This is a genomic window from Arthrobacter sp. NtRootA1 (assembly GCF_019976975.1).
Classification (GTDB): Bacteria; Actinomycetota; Actinomycetes; order Actinomycetales; family Micrococcaceae; genus Arthrobacter; species Arthrobacter aromaticivorans.
This window is the reverse complement of the sequence record NZ_AP024630.1, coordinates 4,246,099-4,272,358: the sequence shown is the minus strand read 5'-3', so window position 1 is coordinate 4,272,358 and position 26,260 is coordinate 4,246,099. Positions and strand designations below refer to the sequence as shown.

Below are 26,260 nucleotides of genomic sequence, written 5' to 3'. Positions count from 1 at the left end.
GCCAACAATCACACTTTTTGAAAGGGACCTACCCCATGGAATATCGCAAGCTCGGCGCCTCCGGCATGTACATCAGCGAACTGGCCTACGGGAACTGGGTCACCCACGGCGAACAGATCGACCAGGAGGCGGCAACATCCTGCGTACGGCAAGCACTGGATCTTGGGATCACTACGTTCGATACTGCCGACGCTTACGCGGGAACCCGTGCAGAATCTGCCTTGGGCGAAGCCCTGAAAGGGGTCAGGCGTGAAGGCTTGGAGATCTTCACCAAGGTCTACTTTCCCACTGGCGAGGGAAAGAACGATCGTGGGCTCTCGCGTAAACACATGATGGAGTCAATCAACGGCTCGTTGCGCAGGCTCGGTACGGATTACGTTGACCTTTACCAAGCCCACCGCTACGACTATGAAACGCCGCTTGAGGAGACGATGGAGGCATTTGCAGACATCGTCCGGGCCGGCAAAGCACTCTACATCGGTGTATCGGAATGGACCCCGGACGAGATCCGGACCGGCGCCAGACTCGCCAAAGACCTTGGTATCGGCCTGATTTCGAACCAACCCCAGTACTCAATGCTGTGGCGGGTCATCGAGGAGGAAGTCGTTCCCGCCAGCGAGGAGCTGGGCTTGGGACAGATTTGCTGGTCCCCGTTGGCCCAGGGCGTCCTTACAGGCAAGTACATTCCCGGCAAGGGTGCGCCCACCGATTCGCGCTTCACCTCCGAGGAAGGGACTCTGAAAGACGACCACAAGTTCATGCGTCCGGAGGTGCTGGAGAAGGTCCAGGAATTGCAGCCGATCGCCAAGGAAGCAGGACTATCCATGGCAGCCTTGGCGGTGGCCTGGGTGTTGCAGAACAGGAACGTCTCGGCAGCGATCGTGGGAGCGTCCAAGCCAGAGCAACTGGTGGACAACGCCACGGCGTCGGGCGTGAAGATTGATGCTGAACTGCTCCAAAGGATTGACCAGGTCTTGGAGCCGGTTATCGAGCGCGATCCGGGCAAAGTCGAATCGTTCCTGACCCGCCCCTAAGCTACATGCCCTTCAGCTTCTCTTGAATCGCCGTTCGGAGCGATTCCAGATCCGGCAAGCCTCGGGGGCCGTCGCTGGTTGGATAGATCCGGCAGCTCAGCGCGGCGTCTCCGAGGACCGGAAAGAGGTCCTGTTCGTCGATCTGGAACGTGGGTGAGCCGTGGAAACCGAGCGAGGCTGCTTCCTCCTCGGAGTCCACCACTAAGTGCACCATGCTGGAAATCCCGGCTAGCCTCAGTGCCCTCTCGAAGAGCTGCTGAGCGGCCGCAGCATGGGGACATTCAGGAATTGTAAGCAGCTCAGCGCCCATACTCGATTATCCAACGTGCGGCCCGCACGGGAGCCTGCGGATCAGGAGCAAGTCTGCAGCTAGCGCGGAACGGTGACCGTCACGGTGGTGCCGGCCCCTGGCCGGCTGTTCAACCCGATCGTTCCACCGTGGGCTTCGATGATTGCTTTGCTGAGGGGCAACCCCAGGCCGGCCCCGGGTATTGCTGATTCCATTGCCTGATCGGCCCTGAAAAACTTGGTGAAGGCCTCGTCTTGTTCTTCTTCGGTCATGCCGATTCCGTGATCCATGACAGAGAGTTCTACCTCGCCGTTATTTCCCCGCAGACCGATGACCACCTGGGTGCCTTCGGGAGAGAACTTGATGGCGTTGGATAGCAATTGGTCAATGGCTTTGGAGAACTGGCCAGGGTCAACATCTGCCGCTACGTTTCCGTGGATTCTCATAGCAATGGTGATGCCCCTTGCAGCAGCCGCTGGCTTGGCGTTCCTCACCGCCTCCTGAAGCAATTCGGAAACGTTGGTGGGCCGGCGACGCAGTTCGAGGTCTTCGGAGGCGACAAGCAGCAGATCGTTGACAAGTGTTAATAGGCGTTCCGCGTTCCGTTCGATGATGCCCATGAACGCAGGATTTGGCTGACTGTCGAGCATTTCCAGGTAACCAAGGATGGACGTTAGTGGCGTTCGAAGTTCATGGGACACCGTGGCAACGAACTTATCGCGGGCCGTTTGCGCCTTTAGCAGGGCTGTGACGTCAGTGAAAGCGATGATGGAACCCTTCAACTGGCCCGCTTCCCCGAGCAGGGGACGTGCGGCGGCCGAAAAAGTCCGTTGCTTCTCCCCATCGCCTACCCGGACAAGTCTGTTGGTGAAGCTGGCCCCTCGAACGGCCAGATCCGCAGGATTGTTCCGTTCTTCGTCGGACGGCTCAGTCACTACAGTGAACGGGTTCGCGGCGTTCGTCGACTCTTGAACCCACGAACGGTCGGCCCGAAGGCGACGGTTGGTAAGAATGTCGGCACCATTTGCGTCCATGGCCCAGACACCAACGTTGACCGTTTCCAGGACTGTATCCAGGAGTTGGGCGTGTTCTTTGGTAGCACCATGGAGACGCACCAGTTCGCGATCCTTACGGTCCAGCCTCTCGCCATGTTTGATCAGCCCGCGGGCAACAGCATGCCCGGAGAGGGCCAGACCGGCCATGATGGCGGGGAAGATAATCATACGGATCAGCTCTGACCGTTCAACCTCGTGCCCCAGCACGAATGGTGAAGCAACGGTCGCGCAAAGGGGTGCCAGGATAGCCACGGCCACGCGGATCTTGCTGGCACTGACTGACAGCCAGATCACAGGGAAAGCCATGGCAAGCCCCACCACGCTGAGCACCGGACCGCCGACCTCGCGCAGGAGGCCCACCGCGAGACAATCCAGCACCGGGATGAAAACGAAGCTCCACATGGGAAGACGGTTCCATGGAAGAACGACGCATGCCCCCAGGATCACGACCTGCAGGAGAAGGACTGGGAAGAAAGCCGGGTGTAAGAGGCTTGCGGGATTAAAGAGAACCGCCAGGAAAACAATGAAGGCCACCGTGGCCACCAATGGCAGCTGGCATAAGACAATCGCCTTGCGCGCTCCGATTCTGCTGAAATAATCCTCCAGCGGTAAGAAAACGCTATCCCCCATAGCCAAGCACCTTCCATCCCCCGGGATCTGAAAAAACAAGCCCTGCTGCCAGCATAGTGATTTACATATGAGCTGAGACAAGGCGGCGGCACGTAAGCACAGGAATTTGTGGAAAGTCCTGCCCTCCAAGACCAAGTACCCGGCAAGCAACCGAGTAGTCGGGCCTGCCGGAAACGAGTACTCACTACTCGTGACGGGTACCTCCTGCAGCCGATTCAATGGAGCACAGAGGATCTGAAATGACGTTTTGTTGGAGGGGATTACGTTGAGTACAGGAATGGAATCGGCAGCAATGTTCGCAGGGTCGCTGCCCGGGCTTCTCCTTATGTCCGTGGGACAAATAATGGTAGTGGTGTGCCTGTGTTTTGATATGGTGCGTGCGCTGTCCATACCCAGTTCGCGCCCCCGGTACGTGGCAAATACCATTTTCAGGACCTTGGCGGTGCCTTCCATCCTCGTGATGGGGATCAGCGCGCTCGCTGAAGCGGTCACCTGGTCATGGCTTCAGGTGGCCATGTGTATGGCCGTGCTGGTGATGATCATCTTCCGCTGGCACTCCGACAAGGATGAAGACAACTGGTGGAAGGGCAAGGGCAAGAAGTTGGCCCGTTGGGCGCGTAAGCAGCTCTCGCCACCACCCGTGGTTGCGCCTGCAATGGGCTGACAAAACTTCACAATAAGGCCGTGCCAATGGTGGCGCGGCCTTATTTTTTTTGTGGGCAAAGCCCGGGAATTCCTAGGTTTAGCGCAGGAAATGCGCAGGTTCCAGAGGCTTTCCACAGGAAGTCCCAAGGACTCCGAAATGGGGTTCACTCCGTTGCTACGTTGTTAGGGAGCTGGTATCGGGCCAGCCCAAATCCCCAACTCGCTCAGGAGTTTGAAATGCTTGTTTACCTCTCCAACATCGCATCCCGTGGCCGTCGTGAAGAGAACGGCGCTACCGCCGTCGAATACGGCATCATGGTTGCGCTCATCGCCGTGGTCATCATCGTTGCTGTAACCCTGCTCGGCGGGAACCTCGTCGAGACCTTCAACAGCTCAGCCTGTGCAGTCAAAGGCGGCACGTGGACGTCTTCCGCGGCCGCTACGTCTACTACGTCAGCTGTCGTCGGCAGCTGCTCCAAGTAGTCCGGCTCAGGGAGGGTATCAGGGTGGGTGGGTTGGTGGCCCCACCCACCCGTTCCTCTTTCCACTTTCGATAAGAAGGCAGATCCACATGCACAGGACATCAGAACGGGGTGCGGTAGCGGTCGAGTTCGCGTTGCTCGCACCCGTCCTGATCCTCCTGGTTCTGGGGATCATGGAATTCGGACGGGCCTACAACGCGCAGGTATCGCTCACGAACGCTGCCCGCGAAGGCGTGCGCGTGATGTCGATTGCGAATGATCAGTCCGCGGCCAGAACCGCGGCGAAAAACGCGGCTGTAACCCTGAATCCCAAGCTCGCAGACGCGAACTTCACCTTCAGTGCCACCAGCTGCACGTCCGGCGCGCAGATGTCCGTAACCGTCAAGTACACACTCAGCACCCTCACGGGAATAGCAGGACCATTCCCGATGCAAGGCGTAGGGGTGATGGTATGTGGCGGATAAAGGCCAATGACGACGACGAACGCGGGGCCGTTGCGGTCCTCATAGCTCTGATTCTGGTTGCGTTACTTGGCTTTGCCGCTCTCGCTGTGGATGCTGGAATGCTCTACTCGGAAAAGGCACAAGCGCAGAACGGATCCGATGCCGCGGCCTTGGCCGTGGGGGAGAAATGTGCCGCCAGCACCAGCGACCCGGATTGCTCGAGTACGTCCCAGATAGCCAAGGACATGGCCAACAAGAATGCTGTGGACGGTCTTGGAAACATCAACTCGGTTAACCTCGATCTGACTAACCGGAAGGTAACCGTGTCCGCCGGCTCCCAGCAGGCCGGTGGGTCGCCAAATGCCGTTTCACTGGTCTTCGGTCGTGTCCTGGGCATGAATTCCGCCGACGTTGTGACTTCATCCACCGTTCAGTGGGGCAGTCCTCGGGCTGGAACTACTCCATTTCCCCTGGCGTTTTCGATCTGCCAGGTGCAAGGGTACGTCGGCGGTGTCCAACAGCTTTTGCAGGCTCACGGCAGCGGCGCCAACCCCAGCTGCAACTACGGGCCTTCAGGCGCGGCAGTAGAGGGCGGATTCGGATGGACTGTCCAGGATGCAGGCCTGTGCGGTGGCACCATTGACCTGGCGCTGAACGAAGGTGGCAGCGCCCCCGGGAACAGTGTGGCGCCAAACTGTTCAACCACCCTTAACAAGTGGGCAGCCACCATCAACGCCGGAAAAGACGTTATTGTTCTGCTTCCCGTTTTCAATTCCGTCACGGGCACAGGTACTGGAGCCATTTACCATCTGGTCTCGTTTGCAGCCTTCAAGGTGACGGGATGGAAGTTCACTGGCAACAGCAGCCTCCCGGACACATTCCATAACGAGAGTCCCTATGTTTCTTCCTCGCTGTCCTGCACCGGAAATTGCCGGGGGATCGTGGGGAGATTCGTCAAGTATGTATCGCTGGCAGACGGCTATTCCTTGGGACCGGTGGATGCCAATGGAGTCACCGTAGTGCGCCTGACCAACTAGTCTTTCCATTTTTTGAGCACAGGAGTGTCAAGTGAAATCACGCTTATTGGCAGGATCGGCAGCAGCGCTGCTGGCGGTCATAGGGGTGATCCTCGTGTTCGTCTACGCGCAGGGCGCGGATCAACGGGCTGTCCAGAATCTTTCCCCTGTTGAGGTCTTGATGGTCAAGGCTCCGATTCCCGCCGGCACACCGGTAGAGGCCATGAAGGCTTCCCTGGCCGCGCAGCAGCTTCCGGAGTCTTCTGTCCCCGCATCAGCGCTGAAGACGTTGGGCGATTCGGCGGGCAAGGTGGCCGCTGTGGACCTCGTTCCGGGCGAGCCATTGGTGGCCGAGCGTCTTGTAGCTCCGGAGGCACTGAAGACTCCGGGAAACGTTGCAGTTCCTCCCGGAATGCAGGAGGTCTCGTTCCAGTTGGACCCCGTGCGCGTTGTGGGGGGACGGGTGGTTCCTGGTGACCACATCGGGATTTTCATTTCCATGGCGAACGGTGGAATTGAGTCCAAGCCGGAGAAGGAAACTACCCAATTGTCCATACACAAGGTGCTTGTGACCGCAGTGCAGCGTGCCCCCGAGCCAGCAGCCACGGGCCAGCCCAGCCCTGCGCCGAGCCCCGGGACGACAGGACCTGATCCAAAGGAAAGCACCCTGCCCACCGGTTCCCTGCTCCTGACCGTTGCAGTGGGCGACTCGGACGCAGCCAAGATCGTTTTCGCCAACGAGTTCGCCAAAATCTGGCTGAGCAAGGAGCCGGTGGACGCCCAGGAGAGCGGACCCAGAATCATCCAAAGGAGCGAGGTGTACAAGTGAGCCGGTTTGCCCTGATAACCCCCAGCGCGGAATTTGATCAGCGGTTGCGTCAAGCCGTTGCCGGAGGCCTCCCGGGATCTGTGCAGACGTTCTTCACCAACGTCCTGCCTGTTGACCCTGCTGAGCTCTTCGGCGCTTTGGACCAGGGACAACTCGAGGTGCTGATCCTGGGTCCGGAAGTACCAGTGGAGGATGGGATGCGCCTGGCCACTGTCCTGAATGTTCAAGCGCCGGAGCTCAGCGTGCTTCTTGTAGCCGAGCCGCAGCCAGAGTTCATCCTCCAGGCCATGCGATCCGGCATCCGCGACATCATGAGCCCAACCGCGGACATGGCGGAGATCAGGATTACGTTGGAGCGGGCGTGCCAGTCCTTCGCCACCCGCCAGCGGACTTCGGAACCGAAGCCGTCCGGTGCACCCAAAGGCCTGGTGATCGGCGTCTTTTCTCCCAAAGGCGGTGTGGGCAAGACAACCATCGCCACGAACATCGCCGTGGGGCTGGGCAAGATAGCGCCCATGAGCGTGGTGATCGTAGATTTGGATTTGCAGTTCGGGGATGTCGCCTCGGGACTCTACCTCAATCCGGAACACACTGTTACTGACGCTGTCACGCCTTCGGCCAGCCAGGATTCCTTGGTGCTAAAGGCGTTTCTTACGGTCCATCCTGCGAGCATTTATGCTTTGTGCGCACCTAAAACTCCCGAAGAGGCGGATGAAGTTACTCCGGACCAAGTTGCTCGGCTGCTTGAGCAACTTGCCGAAGAGTTTCAGTACGTGGTGGTTGATACAGCTCCTGGCCTCCCGGAAATTGGCCTCGCAGCCTTGGAGCAGTGCACCGATGCGGTGTGGGTGTCAGCGATGGATGTGCCAAGCGTGCGAGGCCTGCGTTCCGGCCTGGACATCCTTCGCCGGCTGAATCTGCTACCGGAAACCCGCCATGTGGTGCTCAACATGGCCGATTCCAAGTCCGGGTTGTCCGTCCAGGACGTTGAATCGACCGTTGGTGCCCCGGTTGATGTGAGCATTCCCCGGTCAAAAGCAGTCGCACTCTCCACCAACCGGGGAATTCCGGTGCTGCAAGAGGGGGCGAAGGATCCAGCAATAAAGGGATTGAACCATCTCGTTGAACGCTTCAACCCCGCATGGCGGGCCTCGTCCCAGCGAAAGCTGCACAGAAGGGTGGTAGTTCAGTGAAGCTGTCCGAACGCCTGCACGACGCCGAGGAAAAGTCCGCGGGTCCAGGGCCTGCGCTTGGGCAAGGACCAAAGCCACTCTCGACGACGAACCCCACTTTTGCGCAGGCCGCGCAGCAGGTTAAGCCAAATCTCCAGGTGAAAGCTACGGTTGCGGCGAACCCTCACACTTCAGTGAAGCTGGCTGATCATCCGGACGCTCCTCGACCGAAGGCCCAGCAGCCGGTGGATGCCTTCGCTGCGCTGAAGCGGCGCGCCGCAACCGCCTTGTTTGAACGCCTGGGTGCGAGGTTCAACGACTCAACGTTGAGTGAGCAGGAACTGCGAACTGCTGCCCGCGAAGAGCTCACCAGGATCATCGACTCTGAACAGGTGCCGCTCTCTCCTGAGGAGCGTAGCCGGCTTGTGGCGGATGTGGCCGACGACGTCCTGGGTTACGGGCCACTGCAACGCCTGCTGGATGATCCGGAAGTTACGGAGATCATGGTCAACAGGATGGACCAGATTTACGTCGAACGGCGAGGCAAGCTGACACTCACTGATTCCGGATTTAGCTCGGAAGACCATCTAAGAAGAGTCATCGAACGCATCGTCTCCAAGGTGGGACGCCGGATCGATGAATCGTCTCCGCTGGTCGACGCGCGGTTGGAGGATGGCTCACGCGTCAACGCCGTGATTCCGCCCCTTGCTGTTGGTGGTTCGTCCCTGACAATCCGAAAATTCAGCAAAGTGCCTTTGACCATCAGGAATCTGATCGATTTTGGCACGCTCACCCCTGAAATAGCCGAACTGCTTAATGCGTGTGTCAAAGCGAAATTGAACATTATCGTTTCCGGAGGTACTGGTACCGGTAAAACCACGCTGTTGAATGTCCTGTCTTCCTTCATTCCGGAGGACAACCGGATTGTCACCATTGAGGATGCCGTGGAACTGCAGATCCAGCAACAGCACGTTGTCAGGCTCGAGAGCCGGCCGCCAAACACGGAGGGCAAGGGTGAAGTCACCATCCGGGAACTCCTGAGGAACTCCCTCCGTATGCGCCCGGACAGGATTGTTGTTGGCGAGGTGCGCGGGGGAGAGTCGCTGGACATGCTGCAAGCCATGAATACCGGTCACGACGGTTCCCTCTCCACCGTCCACTCGAATTCTCCGAGGGACGCCGTAGCCCGTCTGGAGACGCTGGTTCTGATGGCCGGAATGGACCTGCCGCTGCGTGCCATCCGTGAGCAGATTGCCTCCGCGGTGAATCTCATCATCCAAATTTCCCGTCTTCGCGATGGAACGCGCCGCATCACCCATGTGACTGAGGTTCAAGGTATGGAAGGAGACATTGTCACACTTCAGGACGCTTTTGTTTTCGACTACTCGGCCGGCGTCGACGCTCACGGTATGTTCCTCGGCAGACCAGTATCTACGGGTATCCGTCCGCGGTTCATCGATCGCTTCACGGATTTGGGCATTCATGTTTCTCCGGAGCTTTTTGCGGCTCCACTGACATCGACGCCGAGAACGTGAGCGCGCCATGATTCTTTTCGTCGGGCTGGCCCTCATGCTGTCAGCCATCGTGCTGTTCGGGGTAGCCGTCATTCTGCCAAAGACCCCCGAGGTTCCGCTGGACCGGCGGAGGCCCTACCAGATAGGTCCAGGTTCCCATCTGACTCGATTCACCGGGTCCACAACTGACGTACTTCATCGTGTGCTGACGCAGCGCAACGTTCGGCTTTTCAACCGCGAAGAGCTGGACAATGCCGGCGTACGGATGAGCCAGGCGGACTTCGTCGTCCTGGTGATCGCAGGCGCGGTGGTGGGAGCCTTGATTGGGCTGGTTGTCGGGGGGATCATCGGAGCCATTCTCCTCAGTGTTTTGGCGCCCTTCGTGGCCCGGCTGGTGCTGAAGTTCCGGGCGGGGAAAAGGCGTGACAGGTTCGATGATCAACTTGGCGACACACTTCAGCTTCTTTCCGGTGGCCTACGGGCTGGCCACAGCATCCTGCGCGCCATCGACGCCGCTGCCACGGAATCAGTCAGCCCCACATCCGAGGAAATGCGCCGGGTGATCACGGAGACAAGTCTGGGACGGGACCTGCAAGCTTCCCTGAACGATACGGCGGAGAGAATGCGGAACGAGGATTTCGTGTGGATAGCCCAAGCGATCCAGATCAACCGCGAGGTGGGCGGGAATCTCGCAGACGTGCTGGACCAGGTGAACGACACCATTCGCGAACGCAGTGAAATCAAAGGACACATTAAGTCCCTGGCTGCCGAGGGTAAGTTCTCCGCGTACATTCTGATGGCTCTTCCGGTGGGAATCGTCATCATGCTCATGATCGTCAACCCCGGCTATATGAACGTGATGTTTACCAATCCGCTGGGTTGGGGCATGATTGCCGGCTCGGCCGTCCTTATGACCATCGGCGGTCTCTGGATGCGTAAGATCATCGACTTGAAGTTTTGAGGTGAACCTTGCACCCTTTCCTGCTCTTATCCTTGTTGCTCGTTCCGCTGCCGAGCGCGTATTTCGCATGGTCCCTCCTCTCAACTGACCGGAGGACCCCGCGGGCAGTCCGCGAGCTGCTCTCGCGGGGCCAGATCGCGATTGAGGTAGAGCAACAGCGCAGGAGCGGGGCCTTGGAGCGCCTGGGCTATAGGTTGACCCCTGGAAGTTACGTCCAGAAACTGGACAGGCTCCTGGCTTTGGCCGGCCGGCCGACCTCACTCCCTCTGGGACGTGTCCTGGCCGCCAAGCCTGCGCTTGGCCTTCTCGGTGCGATTTTCGGTTTGTTCATAACTACCAGCAGCCCCAGTGGACTCATCAAGCTTGTGGGGATCTTTGTTGTCCTGCTGGGATATTTCATTCCGGACCTGATGCTTTACAGCAAAGGGCAGGAGCGGCAAAAGAAAATTCAGTTGGAACTTGCCAACACCATGGACCAAATGCTCATCTCAGTGGAGGCCGGCCTCGGCTTCGAAGGAGCCATGGCCCGCGCCGGAGAAAACGGCAAGGGGCCGCTGGCGGAAGAAATTGTAAGGACACTCCAGGACATGCAGGTTGGCAGGAGCCGCCGCGAGTCCTATCTCGCGTTGGCCCAACGGACCAACATTCCTGAACTGAGAAGCTTCGTGCAGGCCGTTATCCAGGCGGACACGTACGGGATTGCCATTAGCCGGGTGTTGAAAGTTCAGGCGAAGGTCATGAGGGTTAAGCGCAGGCAACGCGCCGAGGAGAAAGCCATGAAGCTTCCGGTAACAATTCTCTTTCCCCTGCTATTCTTCATCTTTCCGGTCCTGTTTATTGCCATCCTGGGACCAGCGGTCATCAACACCATAACGACGCTCAGTGGTGGATAAGCGGAATAACTAAATGGTGCAATAAAGAGAAACTCAAGAAATCAGGGGGAGCTGAGGATTTGCTCAAGATCGGCACAAGATCGGTTTTAGACTGAGTTCAGGAAGTAGCATCGAGTTATGTTCAGTTCAGATTTCAGTGAGGTCGACGAGCGTGGGGACTCTGACCGTACCGGCCCAGCCGAGGATTCCACGTGGAAGCCCGACGCCGATCGGCGGCCGATACTTGACCTCGCGGAATACCAACTCTTGGAAGATCAAGTGGGCGATCCGGGCATAGCGCGCATTTTTGCAAGCGACTTCGCGAAGCTCTGGCCGACACGGTACGAAAGCCTCGCGGCCGCCGTCGAACGCAGTGACGAAGCGGCGGCCCTGGACACGATCCTTAGCCTGAGAACATCTTCAGCCATGGTGGGGGGCATTCGCCTTTCGGTTCTCGCAGCCAGGCTTGAGGAACAGGTTCTGAACGGGGAATTACGCAACGCCCAGCCTCTCCTTGATGCGATTGCCGAGTGTGGTCAGCGCACTGTCAAGGAACTCAGGGAAAGCTACGTTCTGAGGAATGAACGTCCTGAACCCGAGCCCATCTCCTAATCGTGTCTCTTCGGTGCGAGTCGATAACCGACTCCCCGGATCGTCTGCAGAAACCGGGGAGATTGTGAATCTTCGCGCAGCTTTCGGCGAAGATTTCCAATGTGGGTTTCAACAGCCCGTTCGTCGGCCTCGCTGATGTAAGCGTCGTCGTCGTAATAGTCACCGCGGGCAGCTCGAACCAAGTCAGCCCTTGTGCGCACTTCCTCCGGGTTGCGAAGCAAATCCAGCAGCAGATCGAATTCGCTTCTGGTCAAGGTCAGGGGAGAACCATCAAGGGCAACTGCCCGGGATTTGTAATTCAACGACAATCCGTTGTGTTCAATGACCGCATCATGGCGTCCGTTCGAACGGACCAGGCCATTGTCGCCGGCATCCTCTGGCAACGACAACCCAACGCCCACACGTGGGCGCCGCATCATCGCAGTGACCCTTGCCCTTAGCTCGCGTGGCAGGAACGGCTTTTTAACGTAGTCGTCCGCACCCGTCAGGAAAGCGGTTAGAGTGTCCGGTTCGTCTTTGCGCGCGGTGAGCATGACAACGTAGGCATCGCTGAATTGTCTGATTCGCCGCAAAACCTCGTGACCGTCCATGTCTGGAAGCCCGACGTCCAGTGTCACCGCCACGGCGTGATGATGTCGGACAACTTCGACGCCTTCGCGTCCAGTGGCGGCGGAATGGACCACAAAACCCGCCTCTTTTAGGATGGCGCCCACCAAGTTCCGGACGTCTTCGTCATCCTCAATGACTACAGCAACCCCAGGCTCGCTCATTGATTCCCTCGAGTCGGCGCACATCCCCGCAAGCCCAGCGCAAAGCGGGAAGCGTCACCCATTACGTACGATACAAGCATTCATGTTTTATAGCACCTAATATGTGCAATATGCGCCGTCCCAACGTTCCGGTTTTACGCTCTGCCCCCCGCTCTTCCCGGAATCGGCGCGAAACGATATTTGGTCCGTGTCCCCCAAACGAAGGATTCTGCCTTGACTGAGCAGCCTTTGCTTCGCACAGCCGCCCGCATCTTTAGAAAACTGACGCCCAGGGCCCGGGTAGCCGTCTGCGAATTGCCTTTGACTCTGGTAGTCGGAGGATTGTTCGTCTCTGCCCCTGCCCTTTGGCCAAATCTCATGCAGAACGGGTTGTTTGTCACCGGAATCCTCATGCACGGGATCCTTTTCCTGAGTTGCTTCCTGGTACCGTGGGAGCGCCTTGCACCGAGCGCAAGCCTGGCCATTCCGGTCCTCGACCTGGTTGCCCTCGCATTCACGCGAAGCGGTGCCTATGGCTCGCTGCCAGGCCTCGTGGTTCTCGCACTTTTTCCTGTGATCTGGTTATCCGCCTCAGGTCTGCGAACCAGGTCCAGCCTTATCATCAGCTTCCTGGGTCCCCTCATAATTGCCCTCCCTCCGTTCATTTCGCACTTGCCAAAGCCCCCTTCCTCCGACATGTTCTCGGTTATCGTCTTGCCCCTGGTGATGTTTGCTGTTGCACTCACCATTCGGCTCTCCGGCTCGAATGCAAGGATCCAGCAACAGCGTGTCAGGCAGCGTGACCAAGCTTTGCGGCAATTGCTGGCGGCGAGCAGGGATCGCGAAATGTTGCTTGGAACGATCCTGGACACAATCGACGTCGGAATTGTCGCCGTCGATTCCAAGGGCGAGACGCTTTTGACCAACAACCAACAAAAAGAATTCCATCGCGTGGCAACTCCAGCCCTGTCCGGAGCAGCCCACACCCGGGACGAGCTTTTGATCTTTGGCCAGGATCGGCTGACACCGCTTCCGCCCGAAAAGAGCCCCACTCAAAGGGCAGCGCAGGGGGAGACGTATTCGGATTACCTTGTGTGGTTCGGTACAGGGGCAGAACAGCGGGCCATTTCCACAGCCGCACGCAGCATGAAATATGGCGTCGACGAAGGGTTCGGCGGAGCTGTGATCGTGTTTCGCGACGTGACCGACGTCGTCCAGGCCCTCGCGGCCAAGGATGAACTGGTTGCCAACGTTTCGCACGAATTCGGGTCCCCTCTGACCTCGATCCTGGGCAACCTGGATTTGGTGCTCCGCGGGGATGAAGAGCTCTCGGATAGGGCGAGGACCCGCTTGGAAGTCGCCGAACGCAATGCGGAGCGGCTCCGCGTTTTGGTGGACGATCTGCTCATGTCAGCCGCCGCAGTGGAGAGTATTCACCTGCGGCGTACAGACGTCGCCGGCTTGGTTGAAAACAGCTTGGTTTCAGCCCATGCACAGGCCGATTTTGCCAATGTGGGCCTCGTGGCCGATGTACCTTCACCGCTGTGGGCCGATGCAGATCCTCTGAGGTTGGGACAGGCCCTGGATAACCTCGTGTCCAATGCCATCAAGTACTCCCCGGGTGGCGGACGGGTGACCGTGAGGGCCGCCCGGAACGATGGGTGGATCCAGCTGGAAGTTCAAGATACCGGCATGGGTATGACCACCGAGGAGACGTCGAAGATTTTCACGCGGTTCTTCCGGACAGGTGCTGCTCGGCAGGCTGCCATTCCAGGCGTAGGCCTGGGTCTGTCCATCACCAAGTCCATCGTGGAACGGCATGGCGGCAGCATCACCTGCACAAGCAAACCGGGCAGAGGCAGCACCTTTACGGTGTCGCTTCCGGCTACGCCATCCGAGGAGAACATGAAGGCATAGGCCCGATCAGTGCATGAAGCCGCTACCGTCCCAGTCGCGGTCGTACTTACCGCACCGAGTGCATCTTCTATAACGGCCGCTGCCATCTTCTGCCGATTCCACGTGCCAGGCGTGACTCAAGTTCAGTTTGCACATGAGCATCTTGAGCATGGCGCTCTCCGTTCCTAAGCACGGGCAACCTCGCAAACCGTGATTGCTTGGTGTCCCCTCAGTTTAGGCCGCGCGCCTTTTCCATCGGTAGGCCAAATTGCGTTCAGGCGTGCCCGGAAGATGTCCTGAAAAGCCCATGATGTTCGGGCCTGGTGTCGTAGTGTGATGCGTAGTCGGGCCCGTTGCTGAGGAACGCGCCATGCCGGTTACTTTCATGTGGGGGAATCAATGACGAATGACACGGATGGTCCGGCATACGGTCAGACGGACGTGCCGGAGATGCCCGGGCAACAGCCGCAGCCATTTGCGCCACCGGGCGTGCCTCCATACGGGTCGCCGCAGCCTTTTGCAGCACCGGCTGCAGTGCCGGCGCCACACCACTACCAGCAGCCACCTTTGCCGTACCAGCCCTACTATCAGCAACAGCCATTCCAACATCCGGGCTTCGGACCTCCGCCTTTCCCGCAGAACCCTCCGCGGGAGAATTGGTCCAGCGGTTCCACGAAGCGCTTCGGCCCATCGTTTTGGATCGTGGGCGCATTGCTTGCCGTACTTGCCCTGGCCAATGCTGTTACAGGGAATGGCGAATCCATCCTGATCTTCATCGGCCTGGCAGCGGTGTTTACTGGTCTCTATTCGCTCCTTTTCAAGAGGCCTTCTTGGGCTGCGCTAACAGGCAAACAGGCCGCGATTGTGGTTGCCGTCGCGGGAGCGGCATCACTTTTCCTGGGAGTGGTTGCTGCCGGGACTGAAGCCGTTCGTGATTCAGCCGTTGCCGCTGCTCGGCAGGCTCCGAGCACCACCCAGGACGGGACCATCCAAGACGGGACCATCCAAGACGGGACCATCCAAGACGGGACGTGGATTGTTGGGAAGGATATCGCCCCCGGAACGTACCGAACCACGCATGACGTCTCACGCTCCTGCTCCTGGCAAATCACGCGCCCGGGCAGCATTGACAGCTCCGAGGGAGCTGTCACTAGCGGATTCCCAGTGGTGAAACTGGTTCGTGGCCAGAGGTTTATAAGCGAAGGCTGCGGAGGCTGGGTGAAGCGATAGGCTCCGCCAGCAATAGCGGTGTCCGCGAACTCCTCGACCCCAGGGCTGCTATCCGTCCGCCTCGAGCCGCTCCTTGAGCCGCCTGTGGCTCGCTGGGGCACCCCGAGCCGCGAGTTGACGTACCGCGGGCACGAGGGCCTTGCCGAAGCCGTGGCCCTCGAAATCGAGCTCGAACGTCACGCGGGACCTTGCGCCGTCGTCGAGCGGTTCGACGTCGATGCTCGCGTGAGGGCGAATCGGGCCGTCAACCCCATGTGCGGCGAATCGATGGGGCGGCCGGTCCTCCGTGATCTCCTGGGTCATCGTGCGCTCGTTGGGTCCGATCCGGCGGGTGGTGGTGAACCGCGATCCGACCTTCCTGCCGCCCGCGCCCTCGAAGTGCACCTCCAGGACGTCAGCCTGCCACTCCGGGAAGTGCAGCGGGTCGCTCGCGTACGCAAAAACCTCATCTGGTGGGCGGTCGATTTCTATGGTGTGCGTGAGTGCTGACATGGCTCCTCCTTCCTCCATCGTCTCTCAGCCCAACCGAATTCGACCCGGCGAATATCATTCAACTCTTGTTATGGACATACCCAAGACGTGATCCCCGCTGCAAATCAGCCGCGCTTTTTCGCAGCCATCTCTTCCGGCCCGGGCAGCGCCTTGGTGGTGCGCCACGTGTCCAAGGCAATGACTGCGGCCAGCACAATCAATGACAAAGAGATGGAAGCGAGGACGTCCGTCAGCCAGTGGTAGCCGAGGTAGAGCCTGCTGACGGCTTGGGTGGCGATCCCTGCGACGGCGGCACTGAAGCCGGCAATGACAGCACCTATTTTGCGGCGGCGAGAAAAGACGAGGAATGCGCCAACAAGAAGGAAGTCGGATGCGCCGAGTACGTGGCCCGACGGAAAAGAGTAGGTGCTGTCAGCGCCGAGCACCATCAGATCCACAGGCGGTCTTGGCCGTTCGACCAACCGTGTAATGACCTGGGCGAGGATCACGCCGGTCAGCATGGCCCCGGCAAGCAAGAGGGGTCGCCAGAGCTTTCGCGCCCTGAGTATCCAAATTCCGGTCACGGCCGCCACGATGATGGGCATGACTATTGGCCCAAAAATGGTGGCAAGGACACCCATCACGGTTGTCGCCGTCGGTGAGCGTTGGCTCACGAACCACGAGCTGACTGAGCTATCCACCGTGGCCAGATCTATTTTTTGCTGTACTTCGGCGAGGATGAGGAAGAAGGTTCCGGCGCCAACCACCGCGAGGACAACCGCGATGACATAGAGGACCTTTTGACTCCGCGGTGCAACGTATCGTTCCGGGATGGTGAGCTTGTCGTGAAGGACCCCGGATGTATCTCCAGGGTCTCCGGGTGCGTTCGACGGCGGTGTGTCCGGGATGGGCATAACAAAGGATATCCGTTGCAGCGGCCAAGGGATGGTCTCGCTGGGATCCAGTGACGGCCTTAGAGGTAATCCCCAACGTGGTCCCGGGCGATTTCCAGCAGTGTTGTGTGGAATGCAACCTCGGCCGGGGCGTAGACCTTGTCCTGGCGCTGGGCCAGGAGAACCCGCCGCAGTGGGGCAGCAGCGCCGAGGCTCAGCACCCTGACGTCCGGATGTTGAAGAGCGACGGCGGTTTTGGGCACCATGGCGACGCCCATTCCGACGCTGACCATTGCCTGCGCTTCCTGGTAGTCGTTGGCCAGGAATCCGATGGTCGGCTCGAAGCCGGCCTCGTTGGCAGAGCGCCGGAGCACTTCCACCACGGGATGAGCATCCGCACGCACGATCCAGGATTCCTTTTTCAGGTCCTCCATCTTTACTTCGTCGAGGTCGGCGAGGTGGTGTCCCTTGGCCACGAGGATGACCGTGCTTTCCTGGAAGACTTCGGTTGTCCGGATGGCGTCGTCATGGAAGCGATTCCAGGGGTAGTCCCAGAGCAGGCAAAGGCCGGTCTCTCCGGATTCGAGGTCTGATACCAGTTCCTCAAAGCGCGCGCTGCGGACTGAGAGGCTGATGGCCGGGTATCGCTTCTTGAATGCACGGATAACCAGCGGCAGGAACGATCCCGCGAGGGTGGGAAACGTGCCCACCGTCAGGGAGCCGCGACGGAGTCCTGCGATCTGGTCTAGGTCGTTCCGGGCGGCGCGCATCTGCCCCACCATCTTGCGGGCGTGCCCGGCAAGCACTTGGCCGGCTTCTGTCGGCACCACACCGCGGGAGCGGCGGGTAAGAAGGGGCTGCCCTACTTCCTGTTCGAGCTTCCGCAATTGTTGGGAGACCGCCGATGGCGTGTACAGCATCAGATCGGCCGCAGCGGTGATGGATCCCTGCTCCACCACCTCAACCAGCAGAGCCAACCGCCGAATGTCGAATAATTCCTGGCCGTGATCATTAAGCATCAGTTAACTCTCCTCTGACTTTGGTTCATTCTATGCAATCTTGCGCGATTTCCCCTATCTATCGCTCAAGCCAAAACCAAAATTGCGAGACTAGACAAGACCCAGACACGATAACCACAGTGAATGAAGCATCTCTACATGCCCCATCAAATATCCAACATTGTCTTCATTTGTGATCCGGATCATTCTCTTTATAGGCCCCTGAAACCCAGCGCGGCATGAGGAGATGGACGGATTGCCATGAAGATTGAAGCGGAATGGATGCGTGGAGGCACCAGCAAGTGCTGGGTCTTCGAAGGTGAACACCTGGACGAAACCCGTAAGGACCTGGACTCTTTGCTGCCCCGGCTTTTCGGAAGCCCGGACCACCGCCAGATTGACGGCGTCGGAGGCTCAACCTCCACCACCAGCAAGGCCATGATTCTGCGCCGTCCCGCCGACCCGGATGTCGACGTCGAGTTCACCTTCGCTCAGGTCGGCATCGAGGAAGCGGCCGTGGACTGGGGGAGTAACTGCGGAAACTGCTCAGCGGTTGTTGGCCTTTACGCGATCGAGAAGGGCTGGGTGACGCCCAACGGCGACAACACCCGGATCGTCACGCGCAACACAAACACCGGCCAGATCATCATCCAGCGCGTTGCCACCCCAGCGGGCGCTTTGCCGATCGTTCCGGATGCGCAGATGCCCGGCGTCGTATTTCCCGGCTACCGGGTGGGTCTGGGTTTCAAGGATCCCGCCGGAAAGACGACCGGGAAGTTGCTGCCCACCGGTGAACCAACGGACACGATAAGTGCCGGCGGTACGCGCTGGACAGTTTCAATGGTCGACGCCGGAGCTCCAGTTGTGATCGTCAAGGCTGAGGAACTGGGCCTGGACACCGCACGATTCGAAAGCTGGCAGGCCGGAGTGATGCTGCAGTTGGACACCCTGGACCAGATCCGGCGGCAGGCCGCAGTCCGCATGGGCCTGGCGTCAACAGTCCAAGATGCTGCCCGCGCTATCCCCAAACTCGCAATAGTCGGCGCCCCCGGATCAGGAGACACCGGTACAGCGGACACCGGCACAGCGGACACCGCCGATGTCAACGTCATGATGCTCTCCATGGGCAAGCCCCACCCGGCCCTGGCCATTACCGGAAGCATCGCCCTGACGCTTGCAGCAAGCACCCCAGGAACTGTCCTCAACAGCATCACTGGCAGCGAACCCCGTTCCATCCTGCGGCTTCGGACTCCTGCGGGCGTGATCGAGACTTGGAGCGAGGAGCGCGACGGGTCCCTGTTGGTCGGGGTGGACCGGACGGCACGCACCATCGCCACCAGCACCCTGCATCTCCCGGAACTCCTCGGCAGCGCCGTCGAGCCTTCCTTCGTATCAGCCGCCCAGTGACATCAGCCCACTCAACGAGGAGTAAAGATCATGACTAAGACCGATTTCCAAGCCCCCTCCACAACAGTGGATGATGTCCAGGAGGCTGGTTCCAAACGTCCTAACCGCAGCCGCCGTATCCTGCTGATAACAGCAGCCGTGATTGCTGTCCTGGGTCTGGTCGCTCTGATGTTCGGAGGCGCCGTCTTCAACCCGGCGGCCACCTCGGGAACGGAGTCGACCTTGACCGCTACCCAGATCATTCCCTTGGTCGTCCTCGTGCTCATGTTCGTTGTCGCTACCAAGTGGCCCCTGAACATCGGTGTGATGGGGCTGGTAGCCTCGTTCGGCGTCGGGTATTTCATGCTTGGAATGTCCGATAAGGAGATCCTGGAGGACTTCCCGGCCAGCATCGTCCTGACGATCATCGGTGTGACGTACTTCTTCAGCATGGCCAACCGCAATGGAACCATCGATATCATCGTGCAGAATTGCGTGCGCCTCGTCAGGGGTAAGACGATGTTGCTGCCGTGGGTTTTCTTCCTCATTGCAGCCGCGCTGACTTCCCTGGGCACGTTCTCGCCTGCCGCCGTCGCACTTCTGGCACCTGCCGCCATGGGGTTCGCTTACGAGTCGCGTATCCACCCCGTCCTCATGGGCGCCTTCGTCATCAATGGCGCACACGCAGGTGGATTCTCGCCACTGTCCGTTGCCGGCGTCCTGGTCCACAACATCGCCCACGATAATGGTTTCCCTATTTCCCAAGGCGGACTCTTTGCGGCGAGCTTCGCTATCAACCTGCTTCTCTCGGCGCTCTCCCTGGCTTTGTTCGCAGTCTTCGGAAAGCTGAAGGACGGCGCAGGGGTCCAGAACATGGACCTCGAAACTCCCCGTATCACGCGGCCTCACGGCCAGCAGATCCTGACGCTCGTACTGATCGCTGTAATGCTCGTCTGCACCCTGGGCTTCCGGATGCCGATTGGCTTTGTTGCTCTTTCCGCTGGCCTGCTGCTGGCGCTCATCAACATCAAGGAACACCGGACCTTCATCGGCGGCGTTTCGTGGTCCACCGTCCTCCTGGTGGCCGGCATGATCACCTACGTCTCCCTGCTGCAGCACGTGGGCGTTATCGACACGCTTGCGGAGATGGCTTTGGCTCTCGGCGCACCGCTGCTGATCGCGTTGGTTCTCTGCTACGTCATCGGCGTGGGCTCAGCATTTGCCTCGTCTACCGCGCTTCTGACCGCGTTCATCCCGCTCGCCGGGCCGCTGCTGGCCTCCAGCACGTTGAGTGCATCAGGAACGGTCGCAGCTCTTGCAATCGCAGCAACCGTGGTGGATGTTTCGCCCTTCTCCACCGACGGCGCACTGATCGTGGCCAACGCACAGGAATCGGACCGTCAGCGCGTCTACAAGCAGCTGATGATCTACGCCGGTGGAGTGGTCCTGGTGGCGCCTGCAATGGCTTGGGCCCTCCTGGTTCCGACAGGCATCCTCTAAACCGCAACTTTCACATGACTGCCGGCAACTCCAGGTCGGTACGCGGAAGGACCCACCCTGCATACCAACGCAACAGGTAACCCGAATGACGGGCGCAGGACTGGATAATCCCAACGCACCAGAGGCGGGGCCACCTGACAGGGTGGCTCCGCCTCTGCCATGTCGTCGGCAACGCGCACGACGGCGGTGCTGCCGCCTTCGCGCGCGGAAGGGCGCGGCATTTGTTTCGCTCGAGATTCAGTACACGATTGCGTGAATACAGCAACAGCTGTACTTTAACGGTATGGAAACCCTCACCCACGCTCCGGTGCTTGCCCGGTTCGGCTATGCGATCTCGGACGCCACCAGGGCACGCGTACTCCTGGCCCTGGCTGGCGCGCCGGCTTTCCCCTCGGAGCTTGCAGATTCCCTGGGTGTTTCCCGGCAGAGCATGTCCAACCACCTAACCTGCCTGCGCGGGTGCGGCTTGGTTGTCGGGGTTCCCGACGGGCGAAGGACCCGCTACGAACTGGCCGACGCACGCCTGGGTCACGCCATCAAGGACTTGATCGGTGTGGTCCTGGCTGTGGATCCCAACTGCTGTGCTCCTGACGGGACATGCGTGGCATGACCACCGCCCTGCTGGAAGCCTCGGAACGCCGAGCCGTCCTGACACGTCGGATAAGACTTTTCGCTGCTGCCACCATCAGCTACAACGTGATCGAGGCGGCAGCGGCGCTCTGGGCTGGCGGCGCGGCGGATTCCTCGGCTTTGATTGGCTTTGGGCTGGATTCGGTAATCGAGGTAGCCTCCGCTGTGGCATTATCCTGGCAGTTCTCCGCCAAGGACCCGGAGCGCCGCGAGCACTTAACCCTCCGGATTATCGCGATTTCCTTCTTCGCCTTGGCCGCCTTCGTCACGTTCGATGCCATCAGGTCCCTTACCGGTGGGGGAGCGGCCCAGCACTCGACGCAAGGCATCGTCATAGCGGCCCTCAGCCTGGCGATCATGCCCGTCTTGTCTTGGGCCCAGCGCCGAGCCGGACGTGAACTCGGTTCCAAGACGGCCGTAGCTGACTCCAAGCAGACTCTGTTGTGTACGTATCTCTCTGCTGTGCTGCTCATAGGTCTGGTCCTGAACAGCACGTTGGGTTGGTGGTGGGCCGATGCCGGCGCAGCTCTGGTGATTGCCGCCGTCGCTGTGCGCGAAGGAATCAACGCGTGGCGTGGCGACGTTTGTTGTGCTGTGCCCCCTGCGGCCGTCATTGATGAATCCTCCGAAGACTCGGGATGCTGCGCGGAATGCCAGACGGCAACGGATTCAGCCAGGACGGTCGTGCAGTAGCCAGCGCGGGCGTACGCTGGCCGCATGGAGTCCGAGGTTAGGACCGTCGCTTTGCGTACCGGGATCAGCGTGCCCTGTTTTGTGCAGGGTCACCTTGGTGAAGCGAACGACGACGGCGGCGCGCCCTTGGTCTTGTTGCATGCGTGGGGTGAATCCTGGCGGAGTTTTGAGCGGCTGATTGCCTCGCTACCGTCCTTTACTCTGGTGGCGCCAGACCTGCGAGGCCATGGTGGGGCCGACAAGCCTGAAGACGGGTACTCACTGACAGCGGTTGTGAAAGATGTAGTCGCAGTGTTTGATGCCTTGGGTATAGCGCGGGCTCACGTATTGGGTTCATCCAGCGGCGGATACGTCGCCCAACAACTGGCCGTGATGCATCCGGAGCTCGTGGCATCGCTGATTCTGGTGGGATCTCCATTGAGTCTGCAGGGGAAACCACCATTTGCGAGCGAGGTGGAGGCGCTCACTGATCCGATTTCAGAAGACTGGGTTCGGGAATCCCTGTCCTGGTACCGGCTGCTGCACACCGTTCCCGCTGCCTACATCGAGGACAGGGTGCAGGACGGTTTGGCCATGCCGGCAGCCGTTTGGAAGGCGTCCTTGCGTGGCTACTACGATGCTGTCCCGCCAACGGAAGCCGGAACCATCTCGGCCCCGACGCTTATCCTGTGGGGCGCTCATGACCACCTGATCCCGCGGCACCATCAAGCAACCCTTGCCAGCCGTATTCCTGGAGCTCAGCTGAAGATCTACGAGAAGACGGGTCACTTGGTGTTGTGGGAGTGCCCGGAAAGGGTTGCTGAGGATGCGGAAACTTTTCTGTCTGGTGTAGCGGGGTAGAGGGCTTGTTAGAGCCATCCCTCGTTTAGACCTTGGTCAAACGTGAAAGCTCCGAGAGGAAATGATCGTTTGAAACTTCGCTGTAGTGGAAGGGTTGTCGGCCCCACCCATGCTTGTCTGCGGCCAAGGGGGCTCCGCCCGGGTAGTCGATAAACCGGATACCCGGCGATTTCTCGATCTCTTTGTACAGGTCATAGAGCAGGCGGTTATTACGATCGAACCACCGGGAACGTCCGAAAGGTTGCCCGGAAGTGTCAATAGTCGCCCAGTAAACGCGGTTGACGATGATCTTGGATGGGTCCACGAGTCTCACAAGAGTATGCAGGCCTTCGACGCGGTTGGACCATCCGGTTTCACTCCACGGCTCATGCACAGTGGCGGGATCAACTGCGAACTCTATGGTCTTGAGCTCGTCTGATTGGGTAATTGTTGTCCCGCCGAGCTCGATCGTATTCATACGTTCGTCGATGAAATCCACAACGAGCCAGTCGTACTCAGTAGTGGTCAGGGACTCCGCAAGATTCTTGTGAATGTCAGACTGAACCATCCGTTGCTGGAACCGGCTCGCCAACGCATCCATGTTCGGTAGCGGGGTATCTGCGGTGGGCGGCTGGCGGAATGCGCTGCCCAGTGACGACCTGGCGAAGTAGCCCTTCAGTTCGAATTCGTTTGGCTTTTCGAAGGGATCTCGGGAAACGCAGCTCCCATATATGAAAACAGAAGGCACCTAGGTAGCCTACAGGAGCCGTCGAGGGTGGCGCTGGAGCCGCTCAGGCGCGGATTGCCTCGTCAAAGAGTGCACAACCTTACTGACGGGCTACCTCACGGCGTTGTCATTTATGGCAAGTCTAGTGTCAAAAATAGTCGATAATCGGTCAATCAGTGACTCCGTGCCTGCAAATCGGCCAGATAGACGGCAGGTTAACCCTGCGTAACTACTGTGAAGTAGCCCTGCTGTGAGCGAGCCGTGAATGATATCGTCGTCCCTGGATAGACATTTGGGATTTGGGAACGCTATTCCATGGGGGATCTGCATCCGCAACATCACACGAATTTCGTAATTAGTCTCAGGGGGGACAATTGAAGAAGTCTATTGCAGCGCTTGCACTTGCAGGCATAATCGCACTGGCCGGGACGGCTCCGGCCGTGGCATCGACCTACCCGGCGCCGGGCAACGAGCAGGGGACCGTTTCCGACGGCACCATAGCTGCCGGCGAATCCATCACTTTCGCAGGCACTGGCTACATCGGCGGCGAAACCATCAATGTTACGTTCGAAAGGACCGGCGGCAAGAAGGACTCGGAAGGCGAGCGGCCCGCTCCGTCCAGCTTCAGTGTCATCGCTGACGGCACCGGCGCTTTCGCCACCTCTATTACCTTCCCCGATAGCGGTAGGTACACAATCAGCGCCGTTGGCGCCACGTCCGGCAACACCCGCTGGGCAGCCGTCACTGTTAATGCCGGCCAGGGCGGCGGCAAGGGCAATTCGGGATTCACTGGTGCTTCCAGCGTTACCGCGGTTGGCGCAACCGGCCAGGCCAACACCGCTGCCGATTCCAGCCTGGTCCTGTGGTCGCTTGTTGGCGGAGGCGCCCTCGCTGCCAGCGCAGCATCGGCAGCGCTGATTCGTCGCGCCAAGGCAAAGGCCTAGGCTTCAGCAAGTAATACGTCTTTTCAGGAGGGCAGGTGCTTGCCGGGAAACCGGAAAGCACCTGCCCTGACTTGACCAAAGTTGAAGCGGCTTCCGAACCAAAAAGGGTGGACGCGCCGTAAGCCCTTAACTAATATACGTATATCAAATTTCGTAATTCCCGCAAGGGTTTATAGGGTTTGCTCATGACTACATGGGGGAATATTGTGCGCAAGGCTGTAATTCCGGCTGCTGGACTGGGTACGCGTTTTTTGCCCGCCACCAAGGCAATGCCAAAGGAGATGTTGCCCGTTGTTGATGCCCCGGCCATCCAATACGTAGTGGAGGAAGCCGCCAATGCGGGCCTGAGCGACATCCTCATGATCACGGGCCAAAGCAAGCGGGCCCTGGAAGATCACTTTGACCGGACACCGGCGCTGGAACGGTCATTGGAGCTGAAGGGCGATCAAGCACGCCTGGATGCCGTCCAGCATGCCTCAGGGCTAGGGCCGATCCATTACGTTCGCCAGGGTGAACCGAAGGGGCTGGGACACGCTGTACTTTGCGGTCGCCAGCACGTGGGCGATGAACCTTTTGCGGTTCTTTTGGGAGACGACCTCATCGATGAGCGCGACGAACTCCTAACCACAATGATGGAAGTTCAGAAGAAGACCGGCGGCTCGGTGATCGCTCTGATTGAGGTGGAGCCGGCGCAGATCAGCGCCTACGGCTGTGCCAACGTCTCCGCTGTTGATGGGGAAGTGTACGTCCGAGTGAATAACTTGGTGGAGAAACCCAAGGCGGAAGATGCGCCGTCGAACTTGGCCATTATTGGCCGCTATGTCCTCCACCCGGCTGTATTTGAGGTTCTGGAAAACACCGAACCTGGCCGTGGCGGAGAAATCCAACTCACGGACGCGCTCCAGACACTCGCGGTAGGGGAGGGCGACGGCACAGGTGTCTACGGAGTGGTCTTCCGCGGTCGACGCTACGACACTGGAGATAAGCTCAGCTACCTGAAAGCCGTGATCACATTGGCGTCCGAGCGCCCCGAATTCGGCGAGGATCTGAAGACTTGGATGAAGGGCTTCATTGGTTAGGAAGTGCCTTGGGGACTGGCGAACTTTGTACGCCTCCTCCGGGCAAGCAGCTGCATCGCTGCGACGCCAATGACAGTCCCCAGGGTGTTCATGACAACATCAACCACGCTTGAAAAGCGGGCTGTAATAAACAGTAATTGACCAAGCTCCATACATGTGGAAACCAGGATTCCAAGCCCAGTGAGGACCCACCAAGCTCTTGTTGGGAAGGCCATAGCTGCAAAGATTCCGAGGGGAATGAACATGGCTACGTTTGCCGAGGATTCCACCACATGGTAGTCGAACCAATGTGGTACACCGTGCCGGTGCAGGAAATTCAGCACCGTCGCAAGTGTTCCTTGGATAGGTTGGTCCACCGGAGTAGGCCAAAAACCAATAACACCCAAGCTCCCCAAATATGCGACTAAAGCTATCCTCCAGGGGAGTGTGTTTTTCAATTGCATCTCAGGAAGTTCGGATGAGTGCCCAAGCGCTGACGCTGGCGGCGGCAACTGCCAGCAGTGCCAGGAGAACGTATTGGGGAAATTCCTGGGGGAGCGTCGGTAAGCGATATGAGGGCAAACGTAGCTCGAAATGCCTCCGTCGCCTACTCCAATGTCGCCCCATAATCATATGAATACCACAGAAGCTCTTGGACTAGGAACGCGAAACAGAAAAGGGTGGCTTATCGACGAAACATCTTCGTCGACAA

General features: G+C 59.2%; 28 protein-coding genes. 20 read left to right on the top strand and 8 right to left on the bottom strand.

Annotated features, from left to right (window positions below; all coding sequences use genetic code 11):
- Positions 1-35 precede the first annotated feature (35 nt).
- Positions 36-1,034, top strand: a complete 999-nt coding sequence (locus tag LDN90_RS19400; protein ID WP_223946753.1) for an aldo/keto reductase family protein — start codon at positions 36-38, stop codon at positions 1,032-1,034.
- Between the two features lies 1 nt (position 1,035).
- On the opposite strand, the gene LDN90_RS19395 is transcribed toward LDN90_RS19400, so the two are convergent.
- Together LDN90_RS19395 and LDN90_RS19390 are read right to left on the bottom strand one after the other, a co-directional pair.
- Positions 1,036-1,248, bottom strand: coding sequence for a hypothetical protein (locus LDN90_RS19395; RefSeq protein WP_223946752.1), 213 nt, complete (start codon positions 1,246-1,248; stop codon positions 1,036-1,038).
- 155 nt (positions 1,249-1,403) lie between these two features.
- Positions 1,404-2,780 (bottom strand): HAMP domain-containing sensor histidine kinase, encoded by a 1,377-nt coding sequence (locus LDN90_RS19390; RefSeq protein ID WP_223946751.1) that lies wholly within the window; start codon positions 2,778-2,780, stop codon positions 1,404-1,406.
- Between the two features lie 670 nt (positions 2,781-3,450).
- On the opposite strand from LDN90_RS19390, the gene LDN90_RS19385 reads away from it, so the two are divergent.
- From LDN90_RS19385 to LDN90_RS19340, 10 genes are all read left to right on the top strand, one after another.
- Positions 3,451-3,672: a hypothetical protein gene (locus LDN90_RS19385; RefSeq protein ID WP_223946750.1), complete on the top strand. Its 222-nt coding sequence runs from the start codon at positions 3,451-3,453 to the stop codon at positions 3,670-3,672.
- A 218-nt stretch (positions 3,673-3,890) separates the two neighbouring features.
- Positions 3,891-4,136 carry a Flp family type IVb pilin gene (locus LDN90_RS19380; RefSeq protein ID WP_223946749.1) on the top strand — a complete coding sequence of 82 codons (246 nt, stop codon included), beginning with the start codon at positions 3,891-3,893 and terminating at the stop codon, positions 4,134-4,136.
- An 88-nt stretch (positions 4,137-4,224) separates the two neighbouring features.
- Positions 4,225-4,599, top strand: coding sequence for a TadE family protein (locus LDN90_RS19375; RefSeq protein WP_216926392.1), 375 nt, complete (start codon positions 4,225-4,227; stop codon positions 4,597-4,599).
- Positions 4,587-5,615 (top strand): Tad domain-containing protein, encoded by a 1,029-nt coding sequence (locus LDN90_RS19370; protein WP_223946748.1) that lies wholly within the window; start codon positions 4,587-4,589, stop codon positions 5,613-5,615. The genes LDN90_RS19375 and LDN90_RS19370 overlap by 13 nt, the downstream gene beginning before the upstream one ends.
- A gap of 31 nt (positions 5,616-5,646) precedes the next feature.
- On the top strand, positions 5,647-6,423 hold the full coding sequence (gene cpaB, locus LDN90_RS19365; protein ID WP_223946747.1) for a Flp pilus assembly protein CpaB: 777 nt from the start codon (positions 5,647-5,649) through the stop codon (positions 6,421-6,423).
- The gene (locus tag LDN90_RS19360) at positions 6,420-7,616 is read left to right on the top strand and encodes an AAA family ATPase (protein ID WP_223946746.1); all 1,197 of its coding nucleotides are present in this window, start codon (positions 6,420-6,422) and stop codon (positions 7,614-7,616) included. Before cpaB ends, LDN90_RS19360 begins: the two co-directional genes overlap by 4 nt.
- A gap of 173 nt (positions 7,617-7,789) precedes the next feature.
- Positions 7,790-9,130: a CpaF family protein gene (locus LDN90_RS19355; RefSeq protein ID WP_223949333.1), complete on the top strand. Its 1,341-nt coding sequence runs from the start codon at positions 7,790-7,792 to the stop codon at positions 9,128-9,130.
- Between the two features lie 7 nt (positions 9,131-9,137).
- Positions 9,138-10,070: a type II secretion system F family protein gene (locus LDN90_RS19350; RefSeq protein ID WP_223946745.1), complete on the top strand. Its 933-nt coding sequence runs from the start codon at positions 9,138-9,140 to the stop codon at positions 10,068-10,070.
- 8 nt (positions 10,071-10,078) lie between these two features.
- Positions 10,079-10,963: a type II secretion system F family protein gene (locus LDN90_RS19345; RefSeq protein ID WP_223946744.1), complete on the top strand. Its 885-nt coding sequence runs from the start codon at positions 10,079-10,081 to the stop codon at positions 10,961-10,963.
- A gap of 117 nt (positions 10,964-11,080) precedes the next feature.
- Entirely contained in the window at positions 11,081-11,554 is a 474-nt protein-coding gene (locus tag LDN90_RS19340) for an Hpt domain-containing protein (RefSeq protein ID WP_223946743.1), read from the top strand.
- On the opposite strand, the gene LDN90_RS19335 is transcribed toward LDN90_RS19340, so the two are convergent.
- Positions 11,551-12,324: a response regulator transcription factor gene (locus tag LDN90_RS19335; protein WP_223946742.1), complete on the bottom strand. Its 774-nt coding sequence runs from the start codon at positions 12,322-12,324 to the stop codon at positions 11,551-11,553. The two genes, LDN90_RS19340 and LDN90_RS19335, sit on opposite strands and share 4 nt — an antisense overlap.
- 213 nt (positions 12,325-12,537) lie before the next feature.
- Here LDN90_RS19335 and LDN90_RS19330 point away from each other — a divergent pair, with 213 nt between their 5' ends.
- Positions 12,538-14,220 carry a HAMP domain-containing sensor histidine kinase gene (locus LDN90_RS19330; RefSeq protein WP_223946741.1) on the top strand — a complete coding sequence of 561 codons (1,683 nt, stop codon included), beginning with the start codon at positions 12,538-12,540 and terminating at the stop codon, positions 14,218-14,220.
- A 378-nt stretch (positions 14,221-14,598) separates the two neighbouring features.
- A complete protein-coding gene (locus LDN90_RS19325) occupies positions 14,599-15,429 on the top strand; it encodes a hypothetical protein (protein ID WP_223946740.1) in 831 nt (276 codons plus the stop codon).
- A gap of 48 nt (positions 15,430-15,477) precedes the next feature.
- Here LDN90_RS19325 and LDN90_RS19320 read toward each other — a convergent pair whose 3' ends face one another.
- From LDN90_RS19320 to LDN90_RS19310, 3 genes are all read right to left on the bottom strand, one after another.
- A complete protein-coding gene (locus LDN90_RS19320) occupies positions 15,478-15,921 on the bottom strand; it encodes an SRPBCC family protein (RefSeq protein ID WP_223946739.1) in 444 nt (147 codons plus the stop codon).
- Positions 15,922-16,025: 104 nt separating this feature from the next.
- Complete coding sequence (locus LDN90_RS19315) at positions 16,026-16,814, bottom strand: phosphatase PAP2 family protein (RefSeq protein WP_223946738.1); 789 nt, start codon at positions 16,812-16,814, stop codon at positions 16,026-16,028.
- Between the two features lie 59 nt (positions 16,815-16,873).
- On the bottom strand, positions 16,874-17,812 hold the full coding sequence (locus LDN90_RS19310) for a LysR family transcriptional regulator (RefSeq protein ID WP_223946737.1): 939 nt from the start codon (positions 17,810-17,812) through the stop codon (positions 16,874-16,876).
- Between the two features lie 240 nt (positions 17,813-18,052).
- Between LDN90_RS19310 and LDN90_RS19305 the strand changes: the two genes are divergently transcribed.
- From LDN90_RS19305 to LDN90_RS19285, 5 genes are all read left to right on the top strand, one after another.
- Positions 18,053-19,198, top strand: a complete 1,146-nt coding sequence (locus LDN90_RS19305; RefSeq protein ID WP_223946736.1) for a PrpF domain-containing protein — start codon at positions 18,053-18,055, stop codon at positions 19,196-19,198.
- Positions 19,199-19,228: 30 nt separating this feature from the next.
- Positions 19,229-20,677 carry an SLC13 family permease gene (locus LDN90_RS19300; RefSeq protein WP_223946735.1) on the top strand — a complete coding sequence of 483 codons (1,449 nt, stop codon included), beginning with the start codon at positions 19,229-19,231 and terminating at the stop codon, positions 20,675-20,677.
- 283 nt (positions 20,678-20,960) lie between these two features.
- Positions 20,961-21,287 carry a metalloregulator ArsR/SmtB family transcription factor gene (locus LDN90_RS19295; protein ID WP_223946734.1) on the top strand — a complete coding sequence of 109 codons (327 nt, stop codon included), beginning with the start codon at positions 20,961-20,963 and terminating at the stop codon, positions 21,285-21,287.
- Positions 21,284-22,000 (top strand): cation transporter, encoded by a 717-nt coding sequence (locus LDN90_RS19290; RefSeq protein WP_223946733.1) that lies wholly within the window; start codon positions 21,284-21,286, stop codon positions 21,998-22,000. The genes LDN90_RS19295 and LDN90_RS19290 overlap by 4 nt, the downstream gene beginning before the upstream one ends.
- Before the next feature lie 24 nt (positions 22,001-22,024).
- Positions 22,025-22,840, top strand: coding sequence for an alpha/beta hydrolase (locus LDN90_RS19285; protein WP_223946732.1), 816 nt, complete (start codon positions 22,025-22,027; stop codon positions 22,838-22,840).
- A 25-nt stretch (positions 22,841-22,865) separates the two neighbouring features.
- On the opposite strand, the gene LDN90_RS19280 is transcribed toward LDN90_RS19285, so the two are convergent.
- The gene (locus tag LDN90_RS19280) at positions 22,866-23,567 is read right to left on the bottom strand and encodes a DUF6270 domain-containing protein (RefSeq protein ID WP_223946731.1); all 702 of its coding nucleotides are present in this window, start codon (positions 23,565-23,567) and stop codon (positions 22,866-22,868) included.
- 353 nt (positions 23,568-23,920) lie between these two features.
- On the opposite strand from LDN90_RS19280, the gene LDN90_RS19275 reads away from it, so the two are divergent.
- Entirely contained in the window at positions 23,921-24,490 is a 570-nt protein-coding gene (locus tag LDN90_RS19275) for a hypothetical protein (RefSeq protein WP_223946730.1), read from the top strand.
- 185 nt (positions 24,491-24,675) lie between these two features.
- Positions 24,676-25,569 carry a UTP--glucose-1-phosphate uridylyltransferase GalU gene (galU, locus tag LDN90_RS19270; protein ID WP_223946729.1) on the top strand — a complete coding sequence of 298 codons (894 nt, stop codon included), beginning with the start codon at positions 24,676-24,678 and terminating at the stop codon, positions 25,567-25,569.
- Here galU and LDN90_RS19265 read toward each other — a convergent pair.
- Entirely contained in the window at positions 25,566-26,012 is a 447-nt protein-coding gene (locus LDN90_RS19265) for a VanZ family protein (RefSeq protein WP_223946728.1), read from the bottom strand. The genes galU and LDN90_RS19265 overlap by 4 nt on opposite strands.
- Positions 26,013-26,260 lie beyond the last annotated feature (248 nt).